Source organism: Streptomyces sp. NPDC101151 (genome assembly GCF_044768335.1).
Taxonomy (GTDB): Bacteria; Actinomycetota; Actinomycetes; order Streptomycetales; family Streptomycetaceae; genus Streptomyces.
The window spans coordinates 79,273-103,130 of sequence record NZ_JBIWPP010000023.1; the positions used below are offsets into that span (position 1 = coordinate 79,273).

Sequence of the window (23,858 nt, forward strand, 5' to 3'; positions counted from 1 at the left end):
ACGATATCCAGCATGAATATACGTCGTGTCCGTTTCGATCACCCCGACGCCCTCAAGCTCAACGACGAGGTCCAGGCCGAATACCACCTGCGCTACGGCGACGGCGGCGATGCCACGACCCTCGACGCCGCCGACTTCGACCCGCCCCGGGGCGTCTACCTGATCGCCTACGACGAGCGCGACCGCCCGGTGGCGACCGGCGGCTGGCGCAGCCAGGACCGCAACGAGGAGGGCAACGAGAACGGCGACGCCGAACTCAAGCGCATGTTCGTCGTCGCGGAGATGCGTGGCCGCGGCCTCGCCCGCCGCATGCTCACCGCCCTGGAGGAGGACGCCCGGGCGGCCGGCCGCGTCCGCATGGTCCTGGAGACCGGCACCAAGCAGCCGGAGGCCATCGCCCTGTACGCCTCGAGCGGGTACGGGCCCTGCGTCAAGTTCGGCTACTACCGCCACTACGAGGACAGCCGCTGCTACGCGAAGCAGCTGTAGACGCGATGAAGCCCCGGTCGGCTACTGCCGACCGGGGCTTCATGATGCGTGGACCTGAGGGGATTTGAACCCCTGGCCCCCTCGATGCGAACGAGGTGCGCTACCGGACTGCGCCACAGGCCCTTGCAACGAGTGAAACTCTAGCATCCCCGTCGGGGTGCTTGGAAATCCGTTCCCTGACTGGTCAGGGGCGGGCTCCCAGGGGCGTGACCGCCCTCACCCGTCGGCTCACTCGTTGGCCGCGCGCGGGCGGTCGCCGTCCTCGTACTGGTCGAAGAGAGGCGTGCGTCCACGCTCGCGCGCCCGGCGGGCGGAGGCGGCGCGGCGCGCGTCACTGCGGTCGTCCGCCGACCTGTCCTCGGACGCGAGCCCGGACTCGTCCGCCCCGGTCTCCGATGCATGGCTCGCCTCTTGTTCCGGCACGACCGAGCTGGACCGTGCCGAACTCCAGGTGTCGGGCGCCCCGAGGTCCACGTCGGAGGTGGCCCGCGGCGCGACCGGCGCGGTCACGTACGTCGGCAGCGGCACCGGTACCGGGTCCCAGCTGTCCCCGTGCCCGGGCCTGCGCTGCCGCTCACGCTGCTGGTCGACCCACTCGGCGTGGTCGGTCTGCTCGACGAGCGCGCGACGGTCCGCGGCGAGGGCGGAGACGCCGGTGCCGGTATCGGCCTCTGGTCCCCCCTCCGACTCGTCGGCGCCGGAGCCCGCGTCGAGGGGTGCGCGCCGGCGCGGCTGTCGCTCGCGCAGACGCTGGGCCGCGACCTCGGCACGCCGACGGTCCATCTGGTAGGCGAAGCGACCGCGCTCCTGGGAGCGCAGATAGGCGATGTACCCGCTGAGCAGTACCGCGGGCACCCCGGGCGCCCACAGGAAGGCGAGGCCTCCGACGGCGGCGACGATCGCGCCGAGCGTGAAGGCGAGGAAAAGCATCACGGTGGTGCGCCGACGGCGCGCGAGCGCCTTCGAGCGTTGGGCGCGCGCTGCGGCCGCCTGGGCCGAGGGTGCGCGCCGCGCGGCCGGCACTCGATTCTGCGCGGGTGCGGAGGCGGAGGCGGAGGGACGCGCGGAGGCGGAGGCGGAGGGACGCGCGGAGGCGGAGGCGGAGGGACGCGCGGGACCACCGGCCGGGTGGTGCGCGGGACCACCGGCCGGGTGGTGCGCGGGAGGGGACTTGGGCGCCGGGATGACGGGCTTGTCGCGGGCCAGCTCCGCCCGCCCGGACACCTCCGGCTCGGCGTCCGCGTGTACCTGACGACGGGTCGGAGGCATGGCGAAGGCCCGGACGTCCACCGAGTCGGTGACGGCATCCGGATCGGCCGTGCCCGGCTCCCCCTCTTGGGCGGAGCGCGCCCGCAGGTCCTTGGCGTACCGACGCTCCATCCCCGCCCGTCCGGACAGCAGCCGGATGGCGGTGCTGAAGCGTTCCGTCGGACGGGCTTCGTTCAGCTCGTCCTGCCTACGGAGCCACATCGGCACCAAGTAGGCGGCCCAGGCCCCGACGATGACTGCGTAGATGAGGCCGCTGCTGCTCACGCCTTACACGGTAGAGGGGTTTGCCTGAGGCCATCCGCCAATTGGGCCGGTGTGTCGCACGATCTGGCTGATATTTCCAGCTTTTTTTGCGATCGATGCGATCAGCGGACCGTCGAAGTCGCAAATTGAATGTCCCGAGGCAGTCGTCGACCGATCAATTTCGAACATGCATTCCATTTCTGGTCTCAGGCCGGATTCCACGGGGTGTTCTCCGGCCTTCGCGGCACGTCCGGGGCGCTCGACGCACCTGGCGCCCGGGAATCGCCCTCGGCATCGGATGCGCGCTGGGCCTGCGCCGCCCGCTCGGAGCGTGCCCGCTGCCACCGCCCGAGCAACCCCTCGGGCACTTCTTCCGCCGTGAGCGCGAAGACGAGATGGTCGCGCCAGGCTCCGTCGATGTGCAGATAACGCGGCCGCAGCCCCTCCTCGCGGAATCCGAGTTTCTCCACGACCCGGCGGCTGGGCCGGTTCTCGGGGCGAATACAGACCTCGATGCGGTGCAGCCCGACGGTGCGGAAACAGTGGTCCACCACGAGCGCGACGGCCGTCGGCATCACCCCGTGCCCGGCCACCGCCTCGTCCACCCAGTAGCCGACGTGCCCCGAGCACATCGACCCCCAGGTGATCCCGGCGACCGTCAACTGCCCGACGAGCCGCCCCTGGTACTCGATGACGAACGGCAGCATCCGGCCCGCGTTGGCCTCGGAGCGCAGGTGCCGGACCATCTGCCGGTAGGTCGGCCGGTGCGCGATCGGCCCGCTCGGCGTGGGCGGCGGAATGGTCGCCTCCCAAGGGCGCAGCCAGTCCCGGTTGCGCCGGTTCACCTCACGCCAGGCCCCCTGGTCGCGCAGCTTTATCGGCCGGAGGACGACATCTCCGTCCGCCAGCACGACGGGCCAGGAAGGGCTGTTCAGCTCGCACCCCCACTGCGTCTGTGCTCCTCGCCGGCCGGCGAGGACTCTCCGGACGGCCGGGGGTGGTCGCCGCCGCGGATCTGATCGACGGCGTGCATCAGCAGCGGCTCCAGGACGGCCAGCCCGTCCTTCACCCCGCCGCTGGACCCGGGCAGATTGACGATCAACGTCCCTCCCGCCACTCCGGCCAGGCCCCGCGAGAGCGCGGCCGTCGGCACCTTCTCCCGTCCGAACGCCCGGATCGCCTCCGCAATGCCCGGCACCTCGTGGTCGATCACCCTGCGGGTCGCCTCCGGCGTCCGGTCGGTGGGCGAGATACCGGTGCCCCCGGTGGTGACCACGACGTCGTATCCGGCCTCTACGGCCGCCCTCAGCGCCGCCTCCACGGGATCCCCGTCCGGCACCACCCGAGGCCCGTCCACGGCGAACCCGAACCCTTTCAGGCCCGCGGCGACGAGGGGGCCGCCCTTGTCCTCGTAGACACCCGCGGCCGCCCGGTTGGAGGCGGTGACGACCAGCGCGCTGTACGGCGCCGTCAGGGCGCCGCCGAGGAACGGCCCGCCGCTCATGCCCGGCTCCAGTCGCCCGACTTGCCGCCTGTCTTCTCCTCCACCCGTACGTCCGTGATGACCGCTCCCTTGTCGACCGCCTTGACCATGTCGATCACGGTGAGCGCGGCGACCGTCACCGCGGTGAGAGCCTCCATCTCGACGCCCGTGCGGTCCGTCGTCTTCACGGTGGCCCGGATCTCCACGGCGTCGTCCGCGACCGACAGATCCAGTTTCACACCGGACACCGACAGGGGGTGACACAGCGGGATCAGGTCCGGGGTGCGCTTGGCGCCCATGATGCCCGCGATGCGTGCCGTGGCCAGGGCGTCCCCCTTGGGGACCCCCTCACCGCGCAGCAGCTCGACCACCCGCGGCGACACGAGGACCCGGCCGCTCGCACGGGCGGTGCGCGCGGTCACGTCCTTCCCGGATACGTCGACCATGCGAGCCGCGCCCGCGTCGTCGAGGTGCGTCAGTCGGTCCTGCGTACTCATGCTCTGCGGCGCTCCCGGTCCGGGCCCGTCACAGTGCGGTGCACGGGCCTGTTGTGCGCGACACGGTACCGCCAAGTCGGACCGCGCACCGGGCCAGGACCCCTGCGGATCTCCACCGGCCCTCGGTCAGCCGAGCAGCACGACCTCCACCTCCGTGCCGGGCTCCACGGACTCCGTGTCCTCGGGAACGACGATCAGCGCGTCGGCGTGCGCCAACGCGGCGATCAGGTGGGAGCCGGAGCCGCCCACGGGGGTCACCTCGCCGTCGGCGTAGCTTCCGCGCAGGAACTGCCGGCGCCCCTTGGGCGAGCCGAGTGCCTTGTCCGATTTCAGGGAGGCCCGGATGCGGGGCCGGTGGACGTCCTCGAGGCCCATCAGGGTGCGGATCGCGGGGCGGACGAACAGCTCGAAGGAGACGTACGACGACACGGGGTTGCCGGGCAGGGCCAGCAGCGGGGTGTGATCACGCCCGATGGAGCCGAAGCCCTGGGGCTTGCCGGGCTGCATCGCGAGCTTGCGGAAGTCGATGCCGCTGCCCGCCTCGTCCTCGTCGCCGACGTACGACAGCGCCTCCTTGACCACGTCGTACGCCCCGACGCTCACCCCGCCCGTGGTCACCAGCAGGTCGGCCCGGATGAGCTGGTCCTCGATGGTGGACCGGAGGGTGTCCGCGTCGTCGGCGACGGCGCCGACCCGGTAGGCGATGGCGCCCGCGTCCCGGGCGGCCGCGGTGAGGGCGAAGCTGTTGGAGTCGTAGATCTGGCCGTGGCCCAGTTCCTCGCCGGGCTGGACGAGTTCGCTGCCCGTGGACAGGACGACCACGCGCGGGCGCGGGCGCACCCGCACCGTGCCCCGGCCGATCGCGGCGAGCAGCGCGATCTGCGACGGGCCGAGGACCGTCCCGGCCTCCAGGGCGAGGTCGCCGGCCTTCACATCGCTGCCCCTGGCGCGCACGTGCGCGCGTGCCTCGGCGGGGCGGTGCACGCGTACGTGCCCCGCGGCGCCCTCGGGGGCCAGGCTGCGCGCCCGCATCCCGCTCACCGGCCCCTCGCCGAGCCCGCCGTCGGTCCACTCGACGGGTACGACCGCCTCGGCGCCGGGCGGCAGCGGGGCGCCGGTCATGATGCGGGCTGCCTGGCCGGGGCCGACCCGGACCAGGTCGGCCGAGCCCGCCGCCACGTCCCCGACGACATCGAGGACGGCCGGGAACTCCTCGCCGGCGCCGGCGATGTCCGCGACCCGCACCGCGTACCCGTCCATGGAGCTGTTGTCGAACGGTGGCAGGGAAACCGGCACCGTGATGTCGTCGACCAGGACACAGCCCTGGGCGTCGAGCAGCTGCAGCTCGATGGGTTCGAGGGGACGGACGGTGGTGAGGATGTCCTCCAGGTGCTCGTCCACCGACCAGAGGTGGTCCGGGCCGGTGGGGCGGGTCGCGGCGCTGCTCAACGTTGCTGCATCTCCTCGGCTACGTAACTGCGAAGCCAGGTCCGGAAGTCCGGGCCCAGGTCTTCACGTTCGCACGCGAGTCTGACAATGGCACGCAGGTAGTCGCCACGGTCGCCGGTGTCATAGCGGCGGCCCTGGAAGACGACGCCGTGCACCGGGCCGCCGACCTTCTCGTCCTGGGCGAGCTGCTGAAGGGCGTCGGTGAGCTGGATCTCGCCACCACGGCCGGGCTCGGTCTTGCGCAGTATGTCGAAGATGTGCGGGTCGAGGACGTAGCGGCCGATGATCGCGTAGTTGGACGGGGCGTCCACCGGGTCCGGCTTCTCGACCAGGCCGGTCACCCTGACCACGTCGCCGTCGGTCGTGGTCTCCACGGCCGCGCAGCCGTAGAGGTGGATCTGCTCGGGCGCGACCTCCATGAGCGCGATCACGCTGCCGCCGTGCTGCTCCTGGACCTCGATCATGCGCTGGAGCAGCGGGTCACGGGGGTCGATGAGGTCGTCACCGAGAAGGACGGCGAAGGGTTCGTGGCCGACGTGCGGGGCCGCGCACAGGACGGCGTGGCCGAGGCCCTTGGGGTCGCCCTGGCGCACGTAGTGCATGGTGGCCAGGTCGCTGGACTCCTGCACCTTCGCGAGCCGCTGGGCGTCGCCCTTCTTCTGCAGCGCCGATTCCAGCTCGTAGTTGCGGTCGAAGTGGTCCTCCAGGGGACGCTTGTTGCGTCCGGTGATCATGAGGACATCGTCGAGCCCCGCCGACACGGCCTCCTCGACCACGTACTGGATCGCCGGCTTGTCAACGACCGGCAGCATCTCCTTGGGAGTGGCTTTGGTGGCCGGCAGGAACCGGGTACCGAGGCCTGCTGCGGGAATGACAGCCTTGCTGATCCTGGGGTGCAACTGAGTCATGCCCGCAACCTTATCCGGTGCCTTTGTATGGAATCCGTGGCTCCGGTTAATTGGCCCTCATATGAGCACATTAAGAAGGGTGCAAGAGCGACCAGTGGAACACGACGGACGCATGGCCGAGCCTGACAAGCGAATGTTGCGACGGGAGTTCCTCACGGTGAGGAACAGGTTGACGGAGGATGTCGTACAGGAGGCGGGCGGCGCTCTGGCCGCCCGCGCCCTTGAGCTGCCCGAACTGGCGCGTGCGCGCACGGTGGCGGCGTACGTCTCCGTCGGGAGCGAGCCCGACACGCTCGCGCTGCTGGACGCGCTGCGCGCGCGGGGCGTGCGCGTCCTGCTCCCTGCACTGCTGCCCGACAACGACCTGGACTGGGGCGAGTATGCCGGTCCGGACTCCCTCGCGCGGATCCAACACGGCGGAAAGATGGCCCTGTTCGAGCCTTCCGGCGAGCACCTCGGCCCGGCGGCCGTGACCGCGGCGGACGTCGTCCTGCTGCCCGGGCTCGCGGTGGACGCGCGCGGGATGCGGCTGGGCCGCGGCGGAGGCTCGTACGACCGCGTGCTCGCCCGCCTGGAGCGCGCGGGCGCATGTCCCGCGCTCGTGGTGCTCCTGTACGACACGGAGGTCGTCGCACGCGTCCCGGCGGAGGCGCATGACCGGCCGGTGCACGCGGTGGTGACGCCGTCGGGCGTGCGCCGCTTCCCGGGCACCTGACGCATTCGCGGGCACCTGGCGAACCGGTCCCCGGTCTCGTACGAGACGGGCCTCCACGCGCGCGCGTGGAGGCCCGTCTTCGGCGTGAGTCAGCGGCTCACGGCTTGAGGACGAGTGTGTCGCTCGTGCTCTTGTCGACCGACTTGTCCGAGAACGACCAGGGCAGCAACTCGCCGTCGGCCCACTTGCTCGTCTGGTCGGTGTAGTGAGCGCTGTAGGCGTGCCCGGAGGCTCCGGTCAGGTTGATCCACTTGGACTTGTCGAGGTCGGCGAGGTTGACCACCATCCGCATGGACGGCACCCACACGACGCCGTAGCCGCCGGCGGCGTTCCAGCCGGTCGCGTTGACGGTGGCCTCGCCGCCGCTGAGCTTCCAGGGGCCGCGGTTGAGGACGTACTGCAGGAACTTGGGGCCCTCGGTGCCGAGCGTCTGGTTCTTCAGGAACAGGCGGTGCAGCCGGCCCCAGCTCCAGGTGTCGATGTCCTTGCCGAGCTTCGCGGTCAGCTCCCAGCGGGCGTCGATCATGGCGCGGGCGAACAGCTGGTCCCGGTTCTCCGCCTTGGGACGGGTGCCCGACGCGGGGGTCTTCCACCAGTCGCTGTCCGGCTTGTCCATCAGCTTGCGCACGACCTCGAACCAGCGGTCGCCGCCGTCCGGCTGCGCCTGGTCGGCGTCGCGTCGGCCGCACTCGCGCACCTTGGTGTCGTCGTCCACCGGACCGGTGCCGTCGATCTTGTCGACCCACAGGCACTGGCCCTTGACGCGCAGCTCCTTGGGGAGCTTGTTGCCGAAGGCGAGCTTGAGGATGTTGCGCCACACGGCGTTGAAGTAGGCGGCGGCCGCGGAGTCGGCGTCCTGGGTGTAGTCCCAGCCCTCCAGCAGCTTCTGCGCCTCCCGGACGTTCTTGTCGTCGAGGTTGATCTTCAGCAGCTTGGGCACCAGGAGCTTGGCGATCTCGCTGCTGTTGTCCAGCTGCATCTGGCGCATGTCGTCGGTGGAGATCTTGCCGCCGTCCTTGATCTTGGCCTCGATCAGGTCGGTGATGCGCTGGCTGCGGGTGCCGTAGCCCCAGTCGGTGGTGAGTGTGTACGGGTACTTGTCCTGGTCGACCACGGCCTGGTTGGCGGTGACGATGTAGCCGCGCTCGGGGTTGTACTCGTAGGGCAGCTCGTCCTGCTTGACGAAGCCGGTCCAGCGGTACTTCGAGTCCCAGCCCGGTGCCGGGATGGAGCCGTCGTCCACCGAGGAGCGGGTGGGGATCCTGCCGGGCAGGGTGTAGCCGATGTGGTTCTGGGTGTCGGCGTAGATCAGGTTCTGTGAGGGCACCTCGAACAGGGCCGCCGCGGAGCGGAAGTCGCTCCAGTCGGCCGCCTTGTCGATGGCGAACACGGCGTCCATGGAGGTGCCCGGGTCGAGCGCCGTCCACCTCAGGGCGATGCCGTAGCCGTCGCCGCGGTCGGGCGCGGCCGTGTTGACTGCGGCCTTCTTGCCCACCTCGACGAGTTCGTCGTCACGGTCGGACAGCAGCGGCATCCCGTCGGCGGTCTGGCGTACGACGATCGGCTTGGACTGGCCGCCGGCGACCTTGATCGTCTCCTCGCGGGTCTTGAAGGGCCGGACCTTGCCGTCGTACAGGTAGCCGTTGCCGCTCAGCTTCTCCAGGTACAGGTCGGTGACGTCGACACCGGAGTTGGTCATGCCCCAGGCGATGTTCGCGTTGTGGCCGATGATCACACCGGGCATGCCGGCGAAGGTGTAGCCGGTGACGTCGTACTGGCACTTGCTCGAGACGCTGCGGCAGTGCAGGCCCATCTGGTACCAGACGGACGGCAGCGACGGCGACAGGTGCGGGTCGTTGGCGAGCAGCGGCTTGCCGGTGATGGTGTACTCCCCGGAGACGACCCAGGAGTTGGAGCCGATGCCCTGGCCGTTCACTCCGACGGCGGTAGGCACGTCGTCCAGGACCTTGTAGAGACCCGCCAGCTGGCTTGTGAGCGCCGAACCGGTCGTGGTCGAGGCGGAGGAGCCGGTGGAGGAGCCGGTCGTGCCGTTCGCGCCCTGAGAGCCGCCTGTGCCGGTGCCCTGCTGGAAGCTCTTGGCCAGGTCGTTGTACTGGCCCTCCTGGACTATCGGCTTGTGCCGGCTGTAGGGGTACTCGGGGTACAGGTCCTCGATCTGCTGCGGACCGAGACGGCTGGCCATCAAGGCGCGGTCGATCTCGTCCTGCATGTTGCCGCGCAGATCCCAGGCCATCGCCTTCAGCCAGGAGACGGAGTCGACCGGCGTCCACTTCTGCGGCGTGTAGTCGTTCGTGAAGCCCAGGGCCGCGTACTCGAGGGAGATGTCCTCGCCGTCCTTGCCCTGAAGGTAGGCGTTGACTCCCTTGGCGTACGCCTGGAGGTACTTCTTCGTGGAGGCCGACAGTTTGGTGTCGTACTCCTGCTTCGCGATCCGGTCCCAGCCGAGGGTGCGCAGGAACTCGTCGTTCTTGACCTGGCCCTTGCCGAACATCTCCGACAGGCGCCCGGAGGTCATGTGCCGGCGCACGTCCATCTCGTAGAACCGGTCCTGCGCCTGGACGTAGCCCTGCGCCATGAACAGGTCCTCGTCGGACGAGGCATAGATCTGCGGGATGCCGTAGCCGTCCCGCTTGACGTCGACGGGCCCGGACAGGCCGTCGAGCGTGATCGAACCCTTGGTCTGCGGGAAGGAGGCACGGACCGTACTGATCGACCAGTACGCCCCGTAGGCGACGCCGCCGATGAGGGCCAGGACCAGCACCAGCACGATCAGTCGGGCTTTGCGCCCCTTCTTCCTGCCGGACTTGACGGGCGTGGCACCTGTGGTGGCGGTCTCACCCGTTGTGGCGGTGGTGTTGGGGGGCATCGCTGTCCTTGCTGTCCTAACGCGAGCGGCAGGTCGGGCTGTGACTTTGAATGAGCGCTGGAGCAACCATAGGCGCAGGGCCCCGCGCCGCTTGACGCGGAGTAGGGAACCAGCGCGCACGGGCGTTCGATCTTGCCTCGGCGAGCGTCAAGAAAGCGTCAAGAGTTAGGTAAGGTAACGAAGTACTTGGGTGCGGTGCGCCGCAGCCTCGGGTCTTGTGTACGTGAGCTCACGCGCCCCGCGCGCGAGCCAAGGAAGGGAACCGCCGCTGACTGTTCACCACCTCAACCAGCTCCTGCTCGTCTGCTCCCTGGTCCTCCTCGTCGCCGTCGCGGCGGTGCGGATCTCCTCGCGCAGCGGGCTCCCCAGCCTGCTCGTCTACCTGGGGATCGGCGTCCTCATGGGCCAGGACGGCATCGGGAACATCCACTTCAACAACGCCGAGCTGACCCAGCTGATCGGGTACGCGGCCCTGGTCGTGATCCTGGCCGAGGGTGGTCTCGGCACGAAGTGGAAGGAGATCGAACCGGCCCTGCCGGCCGCCTCCACGCTGGCGCTGGTCGGGGTCGGGATCAGCGTCGGGGTCACGGCGACGGGCGCCCACTACCTGATCGGGCTGGAGTGGCGGCAGGCGCTCATCATCGGGGCGGTGGTGTCCTCGACGGACGCGGCGGCGGTCTTCTCCGTGCTGCGCAGAATCCCCCTCCCCTCGCGCGTGACGGGCACGCTGGAGGCGGAATCCGGGTTCAACGACGCCCCTGTGGTCATCCTGGTCGTGGCCTTCTCCCAGGCGGGACCGTTCGAGCACTGGTACGTGCTGGTGGGCGAGATAGCGCTGGAACTGGGAATCGGCATGGCCATCGGCCTCGCCGTGGGCTGGCTCGGCTCCTGGGGGCTCAGGCACGTGGCACTGCCCGCCTCCGGTCTCTACCCGATCGCCGTGATGGCGATCGCGGTCACGGCCTACGCGGCCGGCGCACTGGCGCACGGCAGCGGCTTCCTGGCGGTCTACCTCGCGTCGATGGTGCTCGGCAACGCCAAGCTGCCCCACTGGCCCGCCACCCGGGGCTTCGCCGAGGGGCTCGGCTGGATCGCCCAGATCGGCATGTTCGTCCTGCTCGGCCTGCTGGTCACCCCGCACGAGCTGGGTGACGACATCTGGCCCGCCCTGGTCATCGGGCTCGTGCTGACCATGGTGGCGCGCCCGGTGAGCGTGGTGCTCAGCCTGACGCCGTTCCGGGTGCCGTGGCAGGAGCAGACCCTGATGTCCTGGGCCGGGCTGCGCGGCGCGGTGCCCATCATCCTGGCGACGATCCCCATGGTGAACGGTGTCGACGCCAGCCACCGCATCTTCAACATCGTCTTCGTGCTGGTCGTCGTCTACACCCTCGTCCAGGGGCCGACCCTGCCCTGGCTGGGGCGCCTGCTGCGCCTGGGCGAGCAGGGCGAGGCGTCCGACCTCGGCATCGAGTCGGCGCCCCTGGAGCGGCTGCGCGGGCACCTGCTGTCCATCTCGATCCCCGAGAGCTCCCGGATGCACGGCGTCGAGGTCAGCGAGCTGCGGCTGCCGCCCGGGGCCGCCGTCACTCTGGTCGTCCGCGAGGAAAAATCGTTTGTCCCTCTGCCCTCGACGGTCCTGCGGCACGGGGACGAACTCCTCGTGGTCGCCACCGACCCGGTACGCGACGCGGCGGAACGACGTCTGCGCGCGGTCGCCCACGGCGGCAAGCTGGCCGGCTGGCTGGGCACGAACGGGGCGGGCGCGGGGCGCTGAGCACGAGCGCGGGGCGCCGAGTACGGGGCGCCGAGTGCGGGCGCGGGCGCCGAGTACGCGCGGCATGGAGCACGTGAGGCGCTCGATGCGGGCATGAGCTGCGAGGGCGCGCGTTAAGGGTTTATTTCATCCATTTCACACTGTAACCAATCCCAGGTGAACATGCGCCATGGTGCTCATTTTCACAGGCTCACAAGCCCTTGACCCCTGTAACATAAAGGCACCCTGATCGAACCAACTCTGCCTGACGCAGAGCTGGCGCGACCGTATGGCGGCCGGAGCGCCCACCACCGTGGCACCGGTATCTACCGCAGTTCCGCGCAAGAGGACAGCTCTCGGTGCCCCCGCACGGGCGCGCTACCAGGCGGTAGAAAGGCACGGGCCGTGGCATCCACGGTCACCACCGAACCGGCGAAGAACTCGCCGGCGCCGTCCCGCCCGGGATACGGACAGCTGCTGCGCACCCGCGGCGCCTGGACGTTCCTGCTCCCCGGTTTCGCGGCGCGCCAGCCGTTCGCGATGCTCACCATCTCCATCGTGCTGCTCGTGCAGCACACCACCGGCTCGTACGGCGCCGCCGGCGCCGTCGCGGCCGCCACCGGCGTCTCCATGGCACTGTTCGCGCCGTACAGCGGCCGCCTCGCCGACCGCTACGGGCAGCGCGCCGTCCTGATCCCCGGTGTCCTCGTGCACACGCTGTCGAGCCTGACCCTGACGGCGCTCGCGCTGGCGCACGCCCCCCTGTGGGCGCTGTTCGTGGCGGCCGTGCCGACCGGCGCCTCGGTGCCGCAGGTCGGCCCCATGGTGCGCGCACGCTGGGGCGTGAAGCTCGAAGGCTCGCCCCTGATGACCACCGCGGCGGCGTTCGAGTCCGTCACCGACGAGCTGACCTTCGTCTTCGGCCCTCTGCTGGCGACCGCCCTGTGCACCGCCGTGAACCCCGCCGCCGGCCTGATGACCGAGGCGGCGCTGACGCTCGTCGGCGGTCTGCTCTTCGCCGCGCAGAAGAGCACGCAGCCTCCGGTGACCGGCGAGAGCGGGCACGCGCGCGTGGAGCGCGCCTCGGCACTGCGCGTCCCCGGCGTGCGGGTGCTGGTCGTGACCTTCCTGGGCATCGGGTCGGTCTTCGGCGGCATGCAGGTGTCGCTTGCGGCGTTCAGCGAGTCGATCGGCGAGCCCGGCCTGAACGGCGTCCTGTACGGCACCTTCGCCGCGGGCAACATGCTCTCCGGCATCGTCTGCGGCGCCATCGCCTGGAAGGTCGCCCCGCAGCGGCGTCTCGTCGTCGGCTACACGGCGCTCGCGCTGGTCGCGTCCGCGCTGTGGACGGCACACTCGGTGCTGCTGCTGGCGGGTCTCGGCCTGCTGGTCGGCATGTGCATCGCGCCGGCCCTGATCACCGGCTACACCCTGGTCGAGGGCCTGGTGCCGGCCTCAGCCCGCACCGAGGCTTTCACCTGGCTGACCGGCGCGGTCGCGCTCGGTCAGGCCGCCGCCGTCACGGTCGCCGGACAGCTGGAGGACCGCCTGTGGGACGGCGCGGGATTCCTCGTGCCGATGGCCGGCACCCTGATCGCGCTGGCCACCCTGGTTGCCCTGCGTTCGCTGCTCGTCGTCCGGCCCCGGAACCGTACCGTCGCACGTGGCGTCGGTCACCGCGTGCCGGTGACGGTGGACTGATCCCCGGGAATACGTCACTATGGAACGTCGTTAGCACTCATCGAGTGAGAGTGCCAGGAGGAAGACAGTGCCGACCTACCAGTACCAGTGCACCGAGTGCGGCGAGGGCCTCGAGGCGGTGCAGAAGTTCACCGATGACGCCCTCACCGAGTGCCCCGACTGCAGTGGCCGCCTGAAGAAGGTGTTCTCCGCGGTCGGCATCGTCTTCAAGGGCTCCGGCTTCTACCGCAACGACTCCCGCGGCTCCACGTCGAGCAGCAGCCCGGCGTCGAAGGCGGCCGGCTCCTCGACGTCCACCTCGTCGTCCTCCGACGCAAAGTCGTCGTCCGACTCGAAGTCGTCGACGTCCTCGTCGTCGTCTTCGTCGTCGTCCTCGTCGGGCTCCGCCAGCAGCTCCGCGGCCTGAGATCTTCCTCCCCCGAGGCCCTGTCGTCGTGCGACTGCAGGGCCTCAGGTGTACCCCGACTCCCGCTCCTGCGCGTTTTCGCGGCCAGCTAGTGTGCTCGTCATGGCGAACGCAGAGATCGGCGTAATCGGCGGCTCGGGCTTCTACTCGTTCCTCGACGACGTGACCGAGGTCCTGGTGGACACCCCCTACGGGCTGCCCAGCGACTCCCTCTTCCTCGGCGAGATCGCCGGCCGGCGGGTCGCCTTCCTGCCCCGGCACGGCCGCGGCCACCATCTGCCGCCGCACCGCATCAACTACCGCGCCAACCTCTGGGCCCTGCGCTCGGTCGGCGTCCGGCAGGTCCTCGGACCGTGCGCGGTGGGCGGGCTGCGTCCCGAGTACGGCCCGGGCACCCTGCTCGTGCCGGACCAGATGGTGGACCGTACGAAGTCCAGGGTGCAGACGTACTTCGACGGGCTGCCGCTGCCCGACGGCACCGTGCCCACCGTGGTGCACGTGTCCGTGGCCGACCCGTACTGCCCCACCGGGCGTGCCGCCGCATTGAAGGCGGCGCGCGGACGCGACTGGGAACCGGTGGACGGCGGCACCCTGGTCGTGGTCGAGGGGCCGCGCTTCTCGACCCGCGCCGAATCGCTGTGGCATCAGGCGCAGGGCTGGTCGGTGGTGGGCATGACCGGCCACCCCGAGGCGGCGCTCGCCCGTGAACTGGAGCTGTGCTACACGTCGCTGACCCTGGTCACCGACCTGGACGCCGGCGCCGAGACCGGTGAGGGCGTCTCGCACGAAGAGGTGCTGCGGGTGTTCGCGGCCAACGTGGACAGGCTGCGGGGTGTGCTCTTCGACGCGGTGGCGGCGCTGCCGGAGACCGGGGCGCGGGACTGCCTGTGCAGGAACGCGCTCGGCGGGATGGATCCGGGCTTCGAGCTGCCGTAGCACCAGGGGCGGGGCGGCGCTCGTACCGAGGCCGCCCGGTGGGGAACCCGGCGGCGGACCGAGCGGAATTCATCGTTCGGGTGGGCGAGTTGTCCACAACCTGCCCGTGATCCACCGGCTCCGGCGGGTTTCGGCGCGAGGCGTCATCGTGGCATCGCAAGCCGAACGTCTCTCGTCGCAGGCGGTGATCCCCATGCCCTTGACCTCGTCGTCCCCCACGCCATCCGTGCCCTCTCGCCCGCCCGCCCCCTCGTCCTTCCCTCCCCCTCTCCTCCTCCCGCGCCCGCTGGGTACGGATGCCCCGGCGACCTGCGAGGTCCCGCGCTTCGCTCCGGTGCGGGTGCGCGGCGGCCGGTACCGGTTGCAGCGGCTCGTACGGCATCGACGGCGGGCCCTCGCGGCCGGCCTCGCCATGACGGCGGCCGCGCTCGTGGCGGCGGGACCGCGGACCACGACGGAACCGCACGGTGCCGACCGGACCCGCGGACACCCGGTCACGGAACCGGTACGACGGCACGGAACGGTGGACGTGGTGACAGCGCCGGTGCGGATCTCCGACGCCGCCACCGTCCGGCTGTTACGGCCCGGCGACCGGGTCGACGTGATCGCCGCCGAGGACCCGTCGGCCGGGGGCGGTGCCCGGGTGCTCGCGCGCGGCGTGCGGGTGACGAAGGTGCCGGAGCCCGTGGAGGGTGCGGCCGAGAGCGGGGCGCTGGTCGTGCTCTCCGTGCCACGTACCACGGCCGCGCGGCTCGTCGGCGCGAGCGCCACGGCACGGCTGGCGGTGACGGTGTGCTGAGCCGCCTCGGCCGCTTTCTCGGCGGCGTGCCGTCAAGTCGTTCGATCGAGCTACGGAATTGGACACAATGGCCGCACCGTGCCGTAGGTTGCGGAGCGTTCGGTTCCACACCCTGTGCGTACAAGGAGAGTCCCCGAGGTGAGCGCGAAGAAGGATCCGAGCGTCTGGCAGGGCTTCAAGGCCTTCCTGATGCGGGGGAACGTCGTCGATCTGGCAGTCGCGGTGGTCATCGGCGCCGCCTTCACGAGCATCGTCAACTCGGTGGTGAAGGGGATCATCAACCCGCTGGTGGGTGCGATCGGCACGCAGAACCTGGACACCTACAGCTCGTGCCTGAGCTCCTCGTGCAAGGGGACTCACGGCATTCAGCTGATGTGGGGCTCCGTCCTCGGTGCCGCACTGACCTTCCTGATCACCGCGACCGTCGTGTACTTCCTGATGGTGCTGCCGATGGCGAAGTACCTGGCGCGGCAGGAGGCCCGCAAGAAGGCGCGCGAGGGCACGCACGAGGTCATCGAGGTGACCGAGCTGGAGGTGCTCAAGGAGATCCGCGACGCGCTGGTCGCACAGCGCGGGTCGGGGCACGACGAGCGTTAGCGACGCCGGCGGGCCGAGCGTCAGCGCCGCCCGCGGGCGGCTCAGAGGTGGTGGGGCGGCTTCTCGTCGAGGAAGCGCTTCAGGTCGGCGGCGCTCTCGCCGTCCGTGCGCTCGCCCCACCCGCGGTCGGTGTCGTCCGAGGACTGCCGGCTCAGCGGGTCGTCGAAGACGAGGGCGGCCTTCGGGTCGCGCGGCTCGGATTCGGGGGTGGTGCTCATGGCTCAAGAGTACGGGCCCGTCCCGGAAGCCGGTCCCCGCGTCCCCGGGCTCCGGAGCTTCGCCCCTCGCTTCGCGCGCCGGGACCGGGGCCCGAAGGTCCCGGCCCCCGTCGACCGAAGTGGTTGAGGACTCCTCTGACCTGGAGGTTTCTCCCAGGGTTGGGCACTTCGCCCGCTTGTGAATCGGTACACAAGATTTTGTCCCGGTTTTCTGCTGTCCTGGGAGGCATGACGTCGAGTTCCGCTCCGTCGCCCGGCTCACCGGGCGCACCGAAGTCCCAGGGGCCCCTGCGGCGGCTCACCGCGCGCGGGCGCGACGAGGCACACCGGGTGTCCTCCCCGCTAGAGCTCTTCTTCGATCTGTGTTTCGTCGTGGCCATCGCGCAGGCGGGCGCGCAGCTCGTGCACTCCGGGGTCGAGGGGCATGTGGGCGACGGGATCCTGAACTACGCGTTGGTGTTCTTCTCCATCTGGTGGGCCTGGATGAACTTCACCTGGTTCGCCTCGGCGTACGACAACGACGACGCGCTCTACCGGGTCGTCACCCTGGTCCAGATCGCCGGCGTGCTGGTGCTCGCGGCGGGCGTCCCCCCGGCCTTCGAGCACCACGACTACCTGGTGGTCTGGCTCGGCTACCTGATCATGCGACTGGCGATGGCCGCACAGTGGCTGAGAGCGGCCGGGTCGACCGGGGGCGCGGAGCGGACCACGGCGCTCAGATACGCGGGCGGGGTGTTGTTGTGCCTGGTCGGCTGGCTGGGGCTGGTCCTGCTGCCCGAGCCGGCCCGGATCTGGGTGTTCCTGGTGATGGTGATCGCGGAGCTGTGCGTGCCCGTGTACGCCGAGAAGGACCGCCAGACGTCCTGGCATCCGCACCACATCGCCGAGCGGTACGGCCTGTTCACGATCATCGTGCTCGGCGAGTCGATCGCCGCGGCCACGGTCGCCGTGAAGTCGGCGGTGGACGAGCACAGCGCGCTGGGTGAGCTGCTGCCGATCGCGGCGGGGGGCCTGCTGATCGTCTTCTCCGCGTGGTGGATCTACTTCGTGGTGCCGATCCACGGTCACCTGCGCTCCAACACACAGGCATTCCTCTGGGGGTACGGCCATTACCTGATCTTCTCCTCGGCCGCGGCGATCGGCGCGGGCCTGGAGGTGGCGGTGGAGCAGGCGGTCGGCAAGGCGCACATCTCGACGCTGTCCGCCTCGGCGGCAGTGACCCTGCCGACGGCCCTGTACCTGCTGACCGTGTGGGCGCTGCATTCACGGCACTTCAAGATCGGCATCACCCAGCAGCTGGTGCTCCCGGTCACGGCACTGCTGGTCATCTGCTGCACCTTCCTGGGTGCGTGGGCGGTGTTCGCCGCGGGGCTCGTGTCGGCGGCCGCGGTGGTGGCCGGGACGACCCTCACCGCGCGCAGGGCCGCCCGAGGACGGCGCGCGGGCGCGACGGCACCCGCCGCCTGACCTCTGTGGCCGCCCCCTGGGGCTGGGCCAGACTGGCCCCATGACAGTCGACGCACTGACGGATGTGGCCGGGCTGCGGGTGGGACACGCGACCCGCAGCGAGGACGGCTGGCTCACCGGCACCACGGTCGTGCTGGCGCCCGAGGGCGGCGCGGTCGCCGCCGTCGACGTGCGCGGAGGAGGCCCCGGTACCAAGGAGACCGACGCCCTCGACCCGCGCAATGTGGTGCAGAAGGTCGACGCCGTCGTGCTGACCGGGGGCAGCGCGTACGGGCTCGACGCGGCCTCCGGCGTCATGGCCTGGCTCGAGGAGCGGGGACGCGGGGTGCCGGTCGGGACGGATCCCGCCCACGTCGTGCCGGTGGTCCCCGCCGCGTGCGTATTCGACCTGGGGCGCGGCGGGAACTTCCGCGCCCGCCCGGGCGCGGAGACAGGGCGCGCCGCGGTCGAGGCGGCCGCGGCGAGCGCACCGGGCACACGGGTGCCGGAGGGATGTGTGGGAGCTGGTACGGGCACCGTGGCGGGGGGTGTCAAGGGCGGGGTGGGGACCGCGAGCGCGCTCCTCGACTCGGGAATCACCGTGGCCGCGCTGGTGGTCGTGAATGCCGCCGGGTCGGTGGTGGATCCCGGAACGGGCGCTCTGTACGGGGAGTTGTTCCAGGGGCGCGTGGAGTACCCGGAGGTCCCTGTGCACGAGGCCGCGCGCCGGCGCCTCGAAGCGGCCGCTTCGAAGAACTCGCCCCCGCCGCTGAACACGACGCTCGCGGTGGTCGCGACCGACGCGGACCTCACCAAGGCACAGGCGCAGAAGATGGCCGGAACGGCGCACGACGGCATCGCACGCGCCGTGCGGCCGGTGCACCTGCTGCACGACGGCGACACGGTGTTCGCGCTGGCGACGGGCACGCGCCCGCTCGGCAGCGGACATCCACTGGCGCTCAACGACCTCCTCGCGGCCGGCGCCGACCTCGTGACGCGGGCGATCGTCCGCGCCGTGCACGCCGCCGAGTCGGTCGAGGGGCCGGGCGGAGTGTGGCCGTCGTACGCGGAGTTGTACGGGAAGCGGTAGGCGCGAGGGCTCGCGACCCGGCGCGCGGGCAGTGGCGGCGCCCGTCCGCCGGTGTGCGCGCGGCGCCGGAAGACAAGGGCGTACGCGGGCCGGGCTGCGGGCCCGGGGGCTCGGATTGTCGCGGTTCTGTCACGTGATGGCGTTCACGGGCGACGGAGGGAACCTCCCCGGGGGCCGGGGCCCTCTTTCAGCACGCACTGGAACGGATCACGCACATCACACGAACATGGAGCAGCCCGTGACAACGCCGGACATTACTGCGCGGCGCGTACTGGGGGCCTGTGCCGCCCTGATGGTCGGCGCCCTCACCCTGACCGGTTGCGGCGGCAGCGCCAACGCCACGGACAACGGCAAGGGCGGCAAGGACTCCCCCAAGACGTCGACGGCGAACATCGTGATCTCGGCCAAGAACGGTTCGACCGACGCGTCCATCAACGCGACCGGTGTGAAGGTCAGCGGCGGCAAGCTGACGGACGTGAAGATGTCCGTGGCGGGGTCGGGGCAGGCGGTGCCGGGGGCGGTGTCGGCGGACGGCAGCAGCTGGAAGCCGAAGCAGCAGCTGGAGCGCGGGACGAAGTACGAGATAGGCGCGACCGCGAAGGACGCGAGCGGGCGTACGGCGGCGGCCAACTCCATCTTCACCACCGTCTCGTCGGCGAACAGCTTCATCGGCACCTATACGCCGGACAACGGTTCGACGGTCGGTGTGGGCATGCCGGTGTCGTTCACCTTCGACAAGTCCATCTCCGACAAGAAGGCCGTGCAGTCGCACATCACGGTCGACTCCAGCAGCGGGCAGCAGGTGGTCGGGCACTGGTTCGGGGACCGGCGGCTGGACTTCCGGCCGCAGGAGTACTGGAAGGCCGGCTCCAAGGTCACGATGAAGATCGACCTGGACGGAGTGAAGGGCGCGAGCGGCGCCTACGGCGTACAGAAGAAGACGGTGACCTTCACCGTCGGACGCTCGCAGGTCTCCACCGTCGACGCCGGCACGCAGACCATGACGGTGGTGCGGGACGGCAGGACGCTCAAGTCGGTGCCGATCTCGGCGGGCAGCGCGGAGCACACCACGTACAACGGACAGATGGTGATCTCCGAGAAGTTCGTGCAGACCCGCATGAACGGCTCGACGGTCGGCTTCGGCGGGGAGTACGACATCCCGGACGTGCCGCACGCGATGCGGCTGACGTCGTCGGGCACGTTCCTCCACGGCAACTACTGGTACAACAAGGGCAACCCGCCCTTCGGGCGGCAGGGCACCAGCCACGGCTGCGTCGGCCTGGCGGACGTGCAGGGCGCGCAGGGCGACACGACGGCCAAGTGGTTCTACGACAATTCGCTCGTCGGGGACGTCGTGATCGTGAAGAACTCCCCGGACACCACGGTGGCCCCGGACAACGGACTCAACGGCTGGAACATGTCGTGGAGCGCCTGGACCTCGGGAAGTGCCGCCTGACCGGCTGGTTTTGACGGGACGTAAGGCCGTGCGGGAACGTTTCGCGCGGCCTTTGCGTTTTCCCGGCACAGGTTTTCTCGGTTCCTGGACATGATGTCCGACCGAGGGGCTACGGTATGCACCCACAAGGTGACATGCAGCAACGCCAGGAGAAGCCTTGAGCGTTCCGTACGAGACGGCAGCGTACGAACCAGCCGAGTCGCCCGAGTCTCCGGAGGAGCATCTCGCGCGACTCCTCGGCCGTGCCCTGAACTCCTTCGAGCTGCCGGACGAGGTGATCCGGCGGCTCGACTGCGCGCTGGCGCACGACAGCTCCCTGCACTCCGCCCACCACAGCGCGGGGCTGCACCGCGAGACGTACCGGCACACCTGGCTGCTCGCCGACGGCTCGGCGGTGACCCTGTGGGAGCTCGTCCACAACACCGCGCCGGGTGGTGACGCACAGCACGAGGTGTACGTCGACGAGGAGGAGCTGCACACGGCCACGGCCCGGCTCGCGCTGCCGCCGGACGCGCCGGACTTCGAGCTTCCGGTACTGACGCAGCTGTCGGCGATCCCCGAGCCCCCGCACGTGTACGCCCCCGACGCCTCGGCGGACCACGCGCGCCGGCTGCTGCGCCGTGCGGAGAATCCCGACCGTCCGGGCGCGGAGACGGCGGCGCTGCTGGCGACGGCGTCCGCGCATCAGATCACCCAGGCGTTCGGACGGCCCGGGCGGGCCGGCCGGGCGGGGCTGAGCTTCGCGCTGTACGAGCACGCGTTCCTGCTGCCGGACGGCCAGGAGGTCTCACTCTGGGAGGTCGAGCACACGGCGACGCCCGACGGCCGGCACATGTGCGAGGTCTACGCGACGCAGGACGCGGCCCGGGACGCCATGGAGCGGCGCGCGGCACGGCAGGCCTAGGGGGGCGTCCGGCGGGCCATGCCGGAACGCGGGATCCGGCACGCCCTTCCCCACAGCCTCAAGGGCGTGGGGGCACCCCAGCCGCTTCGTCGTCACTCGCTACGGCCGCGGCCTCGGCGTCTTCGCCCGTCAGTGGTCTTCGAGTCGTCGTACCAGGCCCGCGAACGCGTCCTGTTCCGCCGGGGTCAGTTCGACGGACTCCTGGCGGGGGCCGACCTGGGGCTGGTGCGGGAGGGCCGGCAGGGCGGCGGCGGAGCGATATTCGGCGACGGCCTCGACACGGGCGCGGCGCAGGAGGCGCATCACGACGACGGCCCAAGCGACGCCTGCCACGGTGAGGACGGCCAAGCCGATCAGCTGAAGGGTCGAGACGTGCTCAGGCATACGCTCCAGTAGACAGCACGGTCCGGGACTTTGGCCCCGGACCGTGACGTATCTCGCAGGTGGCGTGAACAACTCACAGCACACCAAAGGGACAAGAGCCGGCGGCGCCCTCAGGCGGCGACCGGGTGCTTGGTCTCCTTCGCCCCGGTGGCCGCGCTCGCGGGGTCGGTGGCCGTGGTCTCCGGGGTCTGCTTGCGCATGCCCTTGAGGACGATGACCAGGGCCGCGGTGGCGCACACGCCGGCCGCGACGGCGATCAGGTAGAGGAACGGGTTGCCGATCAGCGGGACCACGAAGATGCCGCCGTGCGGGGCGCGCAGGGTGGCGCCGAAGCCCATCGAGAGGGCGCCGGTGATCGCGCCGCCCACCATGGCGGACGGGATGACGCGCAGCGGGTCCGCCGCGGCGAACGGGATCGCGCCCTCGGAGATGAAGGAGGCGCCCAGCACCCAGGCGGCCTTGCCGTTCTCGCGCTCGGTCCGGGTGAAGAGCCTGCCGCGGACCGTCGTGGCCAGGGCCATGGCCAGCGGCGGGACCATGCCGGCCGCCATCACCGCTGCCATGATCTTCATCGCGGAGTCGCTCGGGTCGGCGACCGCGATGCCGGCCGTGGCGAAGGTGTAGGCCACCTTGTTGACCGGGCCGCCCAGGTCGAAGCACATCATCAGGCCGAGCAGGGCGCCGAGCAGGACGGCGTTGGTGCCGGTGAGGCCGTTCAGCCAGTCGGTCATGCCCCGCTGGGCGGAGGCGATGGGCTTGCCGATCACGACGAACATCAGGAATCCGACGATCGCCGAGGAGATCAGCGGGATCACGACCACCGGCATGATGCCGCGCAACGCCCCCGGGATGTCGACCTTCTGGATCGCCATCACCACGCCGCCGGCGATCAGACCGGCCGCCAGGCCGCCGAGGAAGCCGGCGTTGATGGTGAGGGCTATGGAGCCGCCGACGAAGCCGGGGACGAGACCGGGGCGGTCCGCCATGCCGTAGGCGATGTAGCCGGCCAGGACCGGGACCAGGAAGCCGAAGGACACGACGCCGATCTGGAAGAAGAGCGCGCCCCAGCTGTCGGTCTGGGTCCACACGAAGTGATCCATCACCGACGGCGCCTTGTTGATCTTGTAGCCGCCGATCGCGAAGCCGAGGGCGATCAGCAGACCGCCTGCCGCGACGAACGGGACCATGTAGCTCACGCCGGACATCAGCCACTTGCGGAGCTTGGTGCCGTAGCCCTCGGTGGAGTCGCCTGCCCGCTCGACCGGCGTCCCCGGAGCGGCGGACGCGGTGGCCTCGCCGCGCTCGGCCCTGCCGCACACCTCGGCGATCAGTTCGGCGGGGCGGTTGATGCCCGCCTTCACACCGACGTCGACGGTCGGCTTGCCGGCGAAGCGGTCCTTGTCGCGCACGGGGACGTCGTGCGCGAAGATCACACCGTCCGCCGCCGCGATCACCGCCGGGTCGAGGCGGGTGAAGCCGGCCGAGCCCTGGGTCTCGACGACGACCTCGACGCCCGCCTCGCGGCCCGCGCTCTCCAGCGACTCGGCCGCCATGTAGGTGTGGGCGATGCCGGTCGGGCAGGAGGTGACGGCGACGACACGGAACGGGCGCCCGCCCGCACCGGACGTGGCGCCCTGCGCCGTGCTGCCCGCCGCGGCGCCGGCGGAGGCCGCCCCCGGCGCCGCAGCGGTGTTCTCGGGGGCGCTCGCGGCGCCCTGCGCTCCGGCGCTCTCGGCCGCGCCCTCGGCGCCCGCCGGCGCCTCGTCCCCGCGGATCAGCGCCGCCGCCGTCCCCGCGTCGCCCACCGACCGCAGCGCATCCGTGAACTCGGTGTTCATCAGCTGCCGGGCCAGGGCGGAGAGGATCGTCAGATGGGCGTCGTCGGCTCCGGCCGGTGCCGCGATCAGGAAGATCAGGTCGGCGGGGCCGTCCGCGGCGCCGAAGTCGATGCCGGCGGCGCTGCGGCCGAAGGCGAGCGTCGGCTCGGTGACGTGGGCGCTGCGGCAGTGCGGGATACCGATGCCGCCGTCGAGGCCGGTCGGCATCTGCGCCTCACGGGCGGCCACGTCGGCGAGAAAGCCCTCCAGGTCGATCACCCGGCCCTGGGCCACCATGCGCTCGGCGAGGGCGCGCGCCGCCGCCTCCTTGGTGTCGGCGGACAGGTCGAGGTCGACCAGGTCCGCGGTGATCATGTCGCTCATCGCGGGCTCCTCTGCACGCGTATCGCC

General features: G+C 70.8%; 22 protein-coding genes and 1 tRNA gene. 12 read left to right on the top strand and 11 right to left on the bottom strand.

Annotated features, from left to right (window positions below):
- Positions 1-12 precede the first annotated feature (12 nt).
- Positions 13-489: a GNAT family N-acetyltransferase gene (locus ACIRU3_RS32535; protein ID WP_404063926.1), complete on the top strand. Its 477-nt coding sequence runs from the start codon at positions 13-15 to the stop codon at positions 487-489.
- A gap of 49 nt (positions 490-538) precedes the next feature.
- On the opposite strand, the gene ACIRU3_RS32540 is transcribed toward ACIRU3_RS32535, so the two are convergent.
- From ACIRU3_RS32540 to galU, 7 genes are all read right to left on the bottom strand, one after another.
- Positions 539-612 (bottom strand) — tRNA-Ala (locus tag ACIRU3_RS32540).
- A gap of 105 nt (positions 613-717) precedes the next feature.
- A complete protein-coding gene (gene glpR / locus ACIRU3_RS32545) occupies positions 718-2,022 on the bottom strand; it encodes a gephyrin-like molybdotransferase receptor GlpR (protein ID WP_404063929.1) in 1,305 nt (434 codons plus the stop codon).
- 185 nt (positions 2,023-2,207) lie between these two features.
- Positions 2,208-2,912 carry a GNAT family N-acetyltransferase gene (locus tag ACIRU3_RS32550; RefSeq protein WP_404063932.1) on the bottom strand — a complete coding sequence of 235 codons (705 nt, stop codon included), beginning with the start codon at positions 2,910-2,912 and terminating at the stop codon, positions 2,208-2,210.
- 20 nt (positions 2,913-2,932) lie between these two features.
- A complete protein-coding gene (locus ACIRU3_RS32555) occupies positions 2,933-3,505 on the bottom strand; it encodes a molybdenum cofactor biosynthesis protein B (RefSeq protein WP_404063935.1) in 573 nt (190 codons plus the stop codon).
- Positions 3,502-3,981: a cyclic pyranopterin monophosphate synthase MoaC gene (moaC, locus tag ACIRU3_RS32560; RefSeq protein WP_404063937.1), complete on the bottom strand. Its 480-nt coding sequence runs from the start codon at positions 3,979-3,981 to the stop codon at positions 3,502-3,504. Before moaC ends, ACIRU3_RS32555 begins: the two co-directional genes overlap by 4 nt.
- Positions 3,982-4,107: 126 nt before the next feature.
- Positions 4,108-5,430: a gephyrin-like molybdotransferase Glp gene (gene glp, locus ACIRU3_RS32565; RefSeq protein WP_404063940.1), complete on the bottom strand. Its 1,323-nt coding sequence runs from the start codon at positions 5,428-5,430 to the stop codon at positions 4,108-4,110.
- Complete coding sequence (galU, locus tag ACIRU3_RS32570) at positions 5,427-6,338, bottom strand: UTP--glucose-1-phosphate uridylyltransferase GalU (RefSeq protein WP_404063943.1); 912 nt, start codon at positions 6,336-6,338, stop codon at positions 5,427-5,429. Before galU ends, glp begins: the two co-directional genes overlap by 4 nt.
- A 133-nt stretch (positions 6,339-6,471) precedes the next feature.
- On the opposite strand from galU, the gene ACIRU3_RS32575 reads away from it, so the two are divergent.
- Positions 6,472-7,053, top strand: a complete 582-nt coding sequence (locus ACIRU3_RS32575; protein WP_404064104.1) for a 5-formyltetrahydrofolate cyclo-ligase — start codon at positions 6,472-6,474, stop codon at positions 7,051-7,053.
- A 97-nt stretch (positions 7,054-7,150) separates the two neighbouring features.
- On the opposite strand, the gene ACIRU3_RS32580 is transcribed toward ACIRU3_RS32575, so the two are convergent.
- Positions 7,151-9,940, bottom strand: a complete 2,790-nt coding sequence (locus ACIRU3_RS32580; RefSeq protein ID WP_404063946.1) for a penicillin acylase family protein — start codon at positions 9,938-9,940, stop codon at positions 7,151-7,153.
- A gap of 217 nt (positions 9,941-10,157) precedes the next feature.
- Here ACIRU3_RS32580 and ACIRU3_RS32585 point away from each other — a divergent pair, with 217 nt between their 5' ends.
- The 6 genes from ACIRU3_RS32585 to mscL all read left to right on the top strand — a co-directional run bounded on the left by ACIRU3_RS32585 (position 10,158) and on the right by mscL (position 16,132).
- Positions 10,158-11,714 carry a potassium/proton antiporter gene (locus ACIRU3_RS32585; protein ID WP_404063949.1) on the top strand — a complete coding sequence of 519 codons (1,557 nt, stop codon included), beginning with the start codon at positions 10,158-10,160 and terminating at the stop codon, positions 11,712-11,714.
- Between the two features lie 384 nt (positions 11,715-12,098).
- Complete coding sequence (locus ACIRU3_RS32590) at positions 12,099-13,394, top strand: MFS transporter (RefSeq protein ID WP_404063952.1); 1,296 nt, start codon at positions 12,099-12,101, stop codon at positions 13,392-13,394.
- Positions 13,395-13,461: 67 nt separating this feature from the next.
- Entirely contained in the window at positions 13,462-13,800 is a 339-nt protein-coding gene (locus ACIRU3_RS32595) for an FmdB family zinc ribbon protein (protein ID WP_404063954.1), read from the top strand.
- A 102-nt stretch (positions 13,801-13,902) separates the two neighbouring features.
- Positions 13,903-14,736 (top strand): S-methyl-5'-thioadenosine phosphorylase, encoded by an 834-nt coding sequence (locus ACIRU3_RS32600; RefSeq protein WP_404063957.1) that lies wholly within the window; start codon positions 13,903-13,905, stop codon positions 14,734-14,736.
- Positions 14,737-14,929: 193 nt separating this feature from the next.
- Positions 14,930-15,535: a hypothetical protein gene (locus ACIRU3_RS32605; RefSeq protein ID WP_404063960.1), complete on the top strand. Its 606-nt coding sequence runs from the start codon at positions 14,930-14,932 to the stop codon at positions 15,533-15,535.
- 138 nt (positions 15,536-15,673) lie between these two features.
- Positions 15,674-16,132 carry a large conductance mechanosensitive channel protein MscL gene (mscL, locus tag ACIRU3_RS32610; protein ID WP_404063963.1) on the top strand — a complete coding sequence of 153 codons (459 nt, stop codon included), beginning with the start codon at positions 15,674-15,676 and terminating at the stop codon, positions 16,130-16,132.
- A gap of 41 nt (positions 16,133-16,173) precedes the next feature.
- On the opposite strand, the gene ACIRU3_RS32615 is transcribed toward mscL, so the two are convergent.
- The gene (locus ACIRU3_RS32615; RefSeq protein ID WP_404063966.1) at positions 16,174-16,350 is read right to left on the bottom strand and encodes a hypothetical protein; all 177 of its coding nucleotides are present in this window, start codon (positions 16,348-16,350) and stop codon (positions 16,174-16,176) included.
- 228 nt (positions 16,351-16,578) lie between these two features.
- Here ACIRU3_RS32615 and ACIRU3_RS32620 point away from each other — a divergent pair, with 228 nt between their 5' ends.
- The 4 genes from ACIRU3_RS32620 to ACIRU3_RS32635 all read left to right on the top strand — a co-directional run bounded on the left by ACIRU3_RS32620 (position 16,579) and on the right by ACIRU3_RS32635 (position 21,246).
- Positions 16,579-17,817, top strand: a complete 1,239-nt coding sequence (locus tag ACIRU3_RS32620) for a low temperature requirement protein A (RefSeq protein ID WP_404063969.1) — start codon at positions 16,579-16,581, stop codon at positions 17,815-17,817.
- A gap of 40 nt (positions 17,818-17,857) precedes the next feature.
- Positions 17,858-18,886, top strand: a complete 1,029-nt coding sequence (locus ACIRU3_RS32625; RefSeq protein WP_404063971.1) for a P1 family peptidase — start codon at positions 17,858-17,860, stop codon at positions 18,884-18,886.
- A 238-nt stretch (positions 18,887-19,124) separates the two neighbouring features.
- Positions 19,125-20,342: an Ig-like domain-containing protein gene (locus ACIRU3_RS32630; RefSeq protein WP_404063974.1), complete on the top strand. Its 1,218-nt coding sequence runs from the start codon at positions 19,125-19,127 to the stop codon at positions 20,340-20,342.
- Positions 20,343-20,499: 157 nt separating this feature from the next.
- Complete coding sequence (locus ACIRU3_RS32635; protein WP_404063977.1) at positions 20,500-21,246, top strand: DUF6227 family protein; 747 nt, start codon at positions 20,500-20,502, stop codon at positions 21,244-21,246.
- A 129-nt stretch (positions 21,247-21,375) separates the two neighbouring features.
- On the opposite strand, the gene ACIRU3_RS32640 is transcribed toward ACIRU3_RS32635, so the two are convergent.
- Together ACIRU3_RS32640 and ACIRU3_RS32645 are read right to left on the bottom strand one after the other, a co-directional pair.
- Positions 21,376-21,630: a hypothetical protein gene (locus ACIRU3_RS32640; protein ID WP_404063980.1), complete on the bottom strand. Its 255-nt coding sequence runs from the start codon at positions 21,628-21,630 to the stop codon at positions 21,376-21,378.
- 110 nt (positions 21,631-21,740) lie between these two features.
- A complete protein-coding gene (locus tag ACIRU3_RS32645; RefSeq protein WP_404063982.1) occupies positions 21,741-23,831 on the bottom strand; it encodes a fructose-specific PTS transporter subunit EIIC in 2,091 nt (696 codons plus the stop codon).
- Positions 23,832-23,858: the final 27 nt, after the last annotated feature.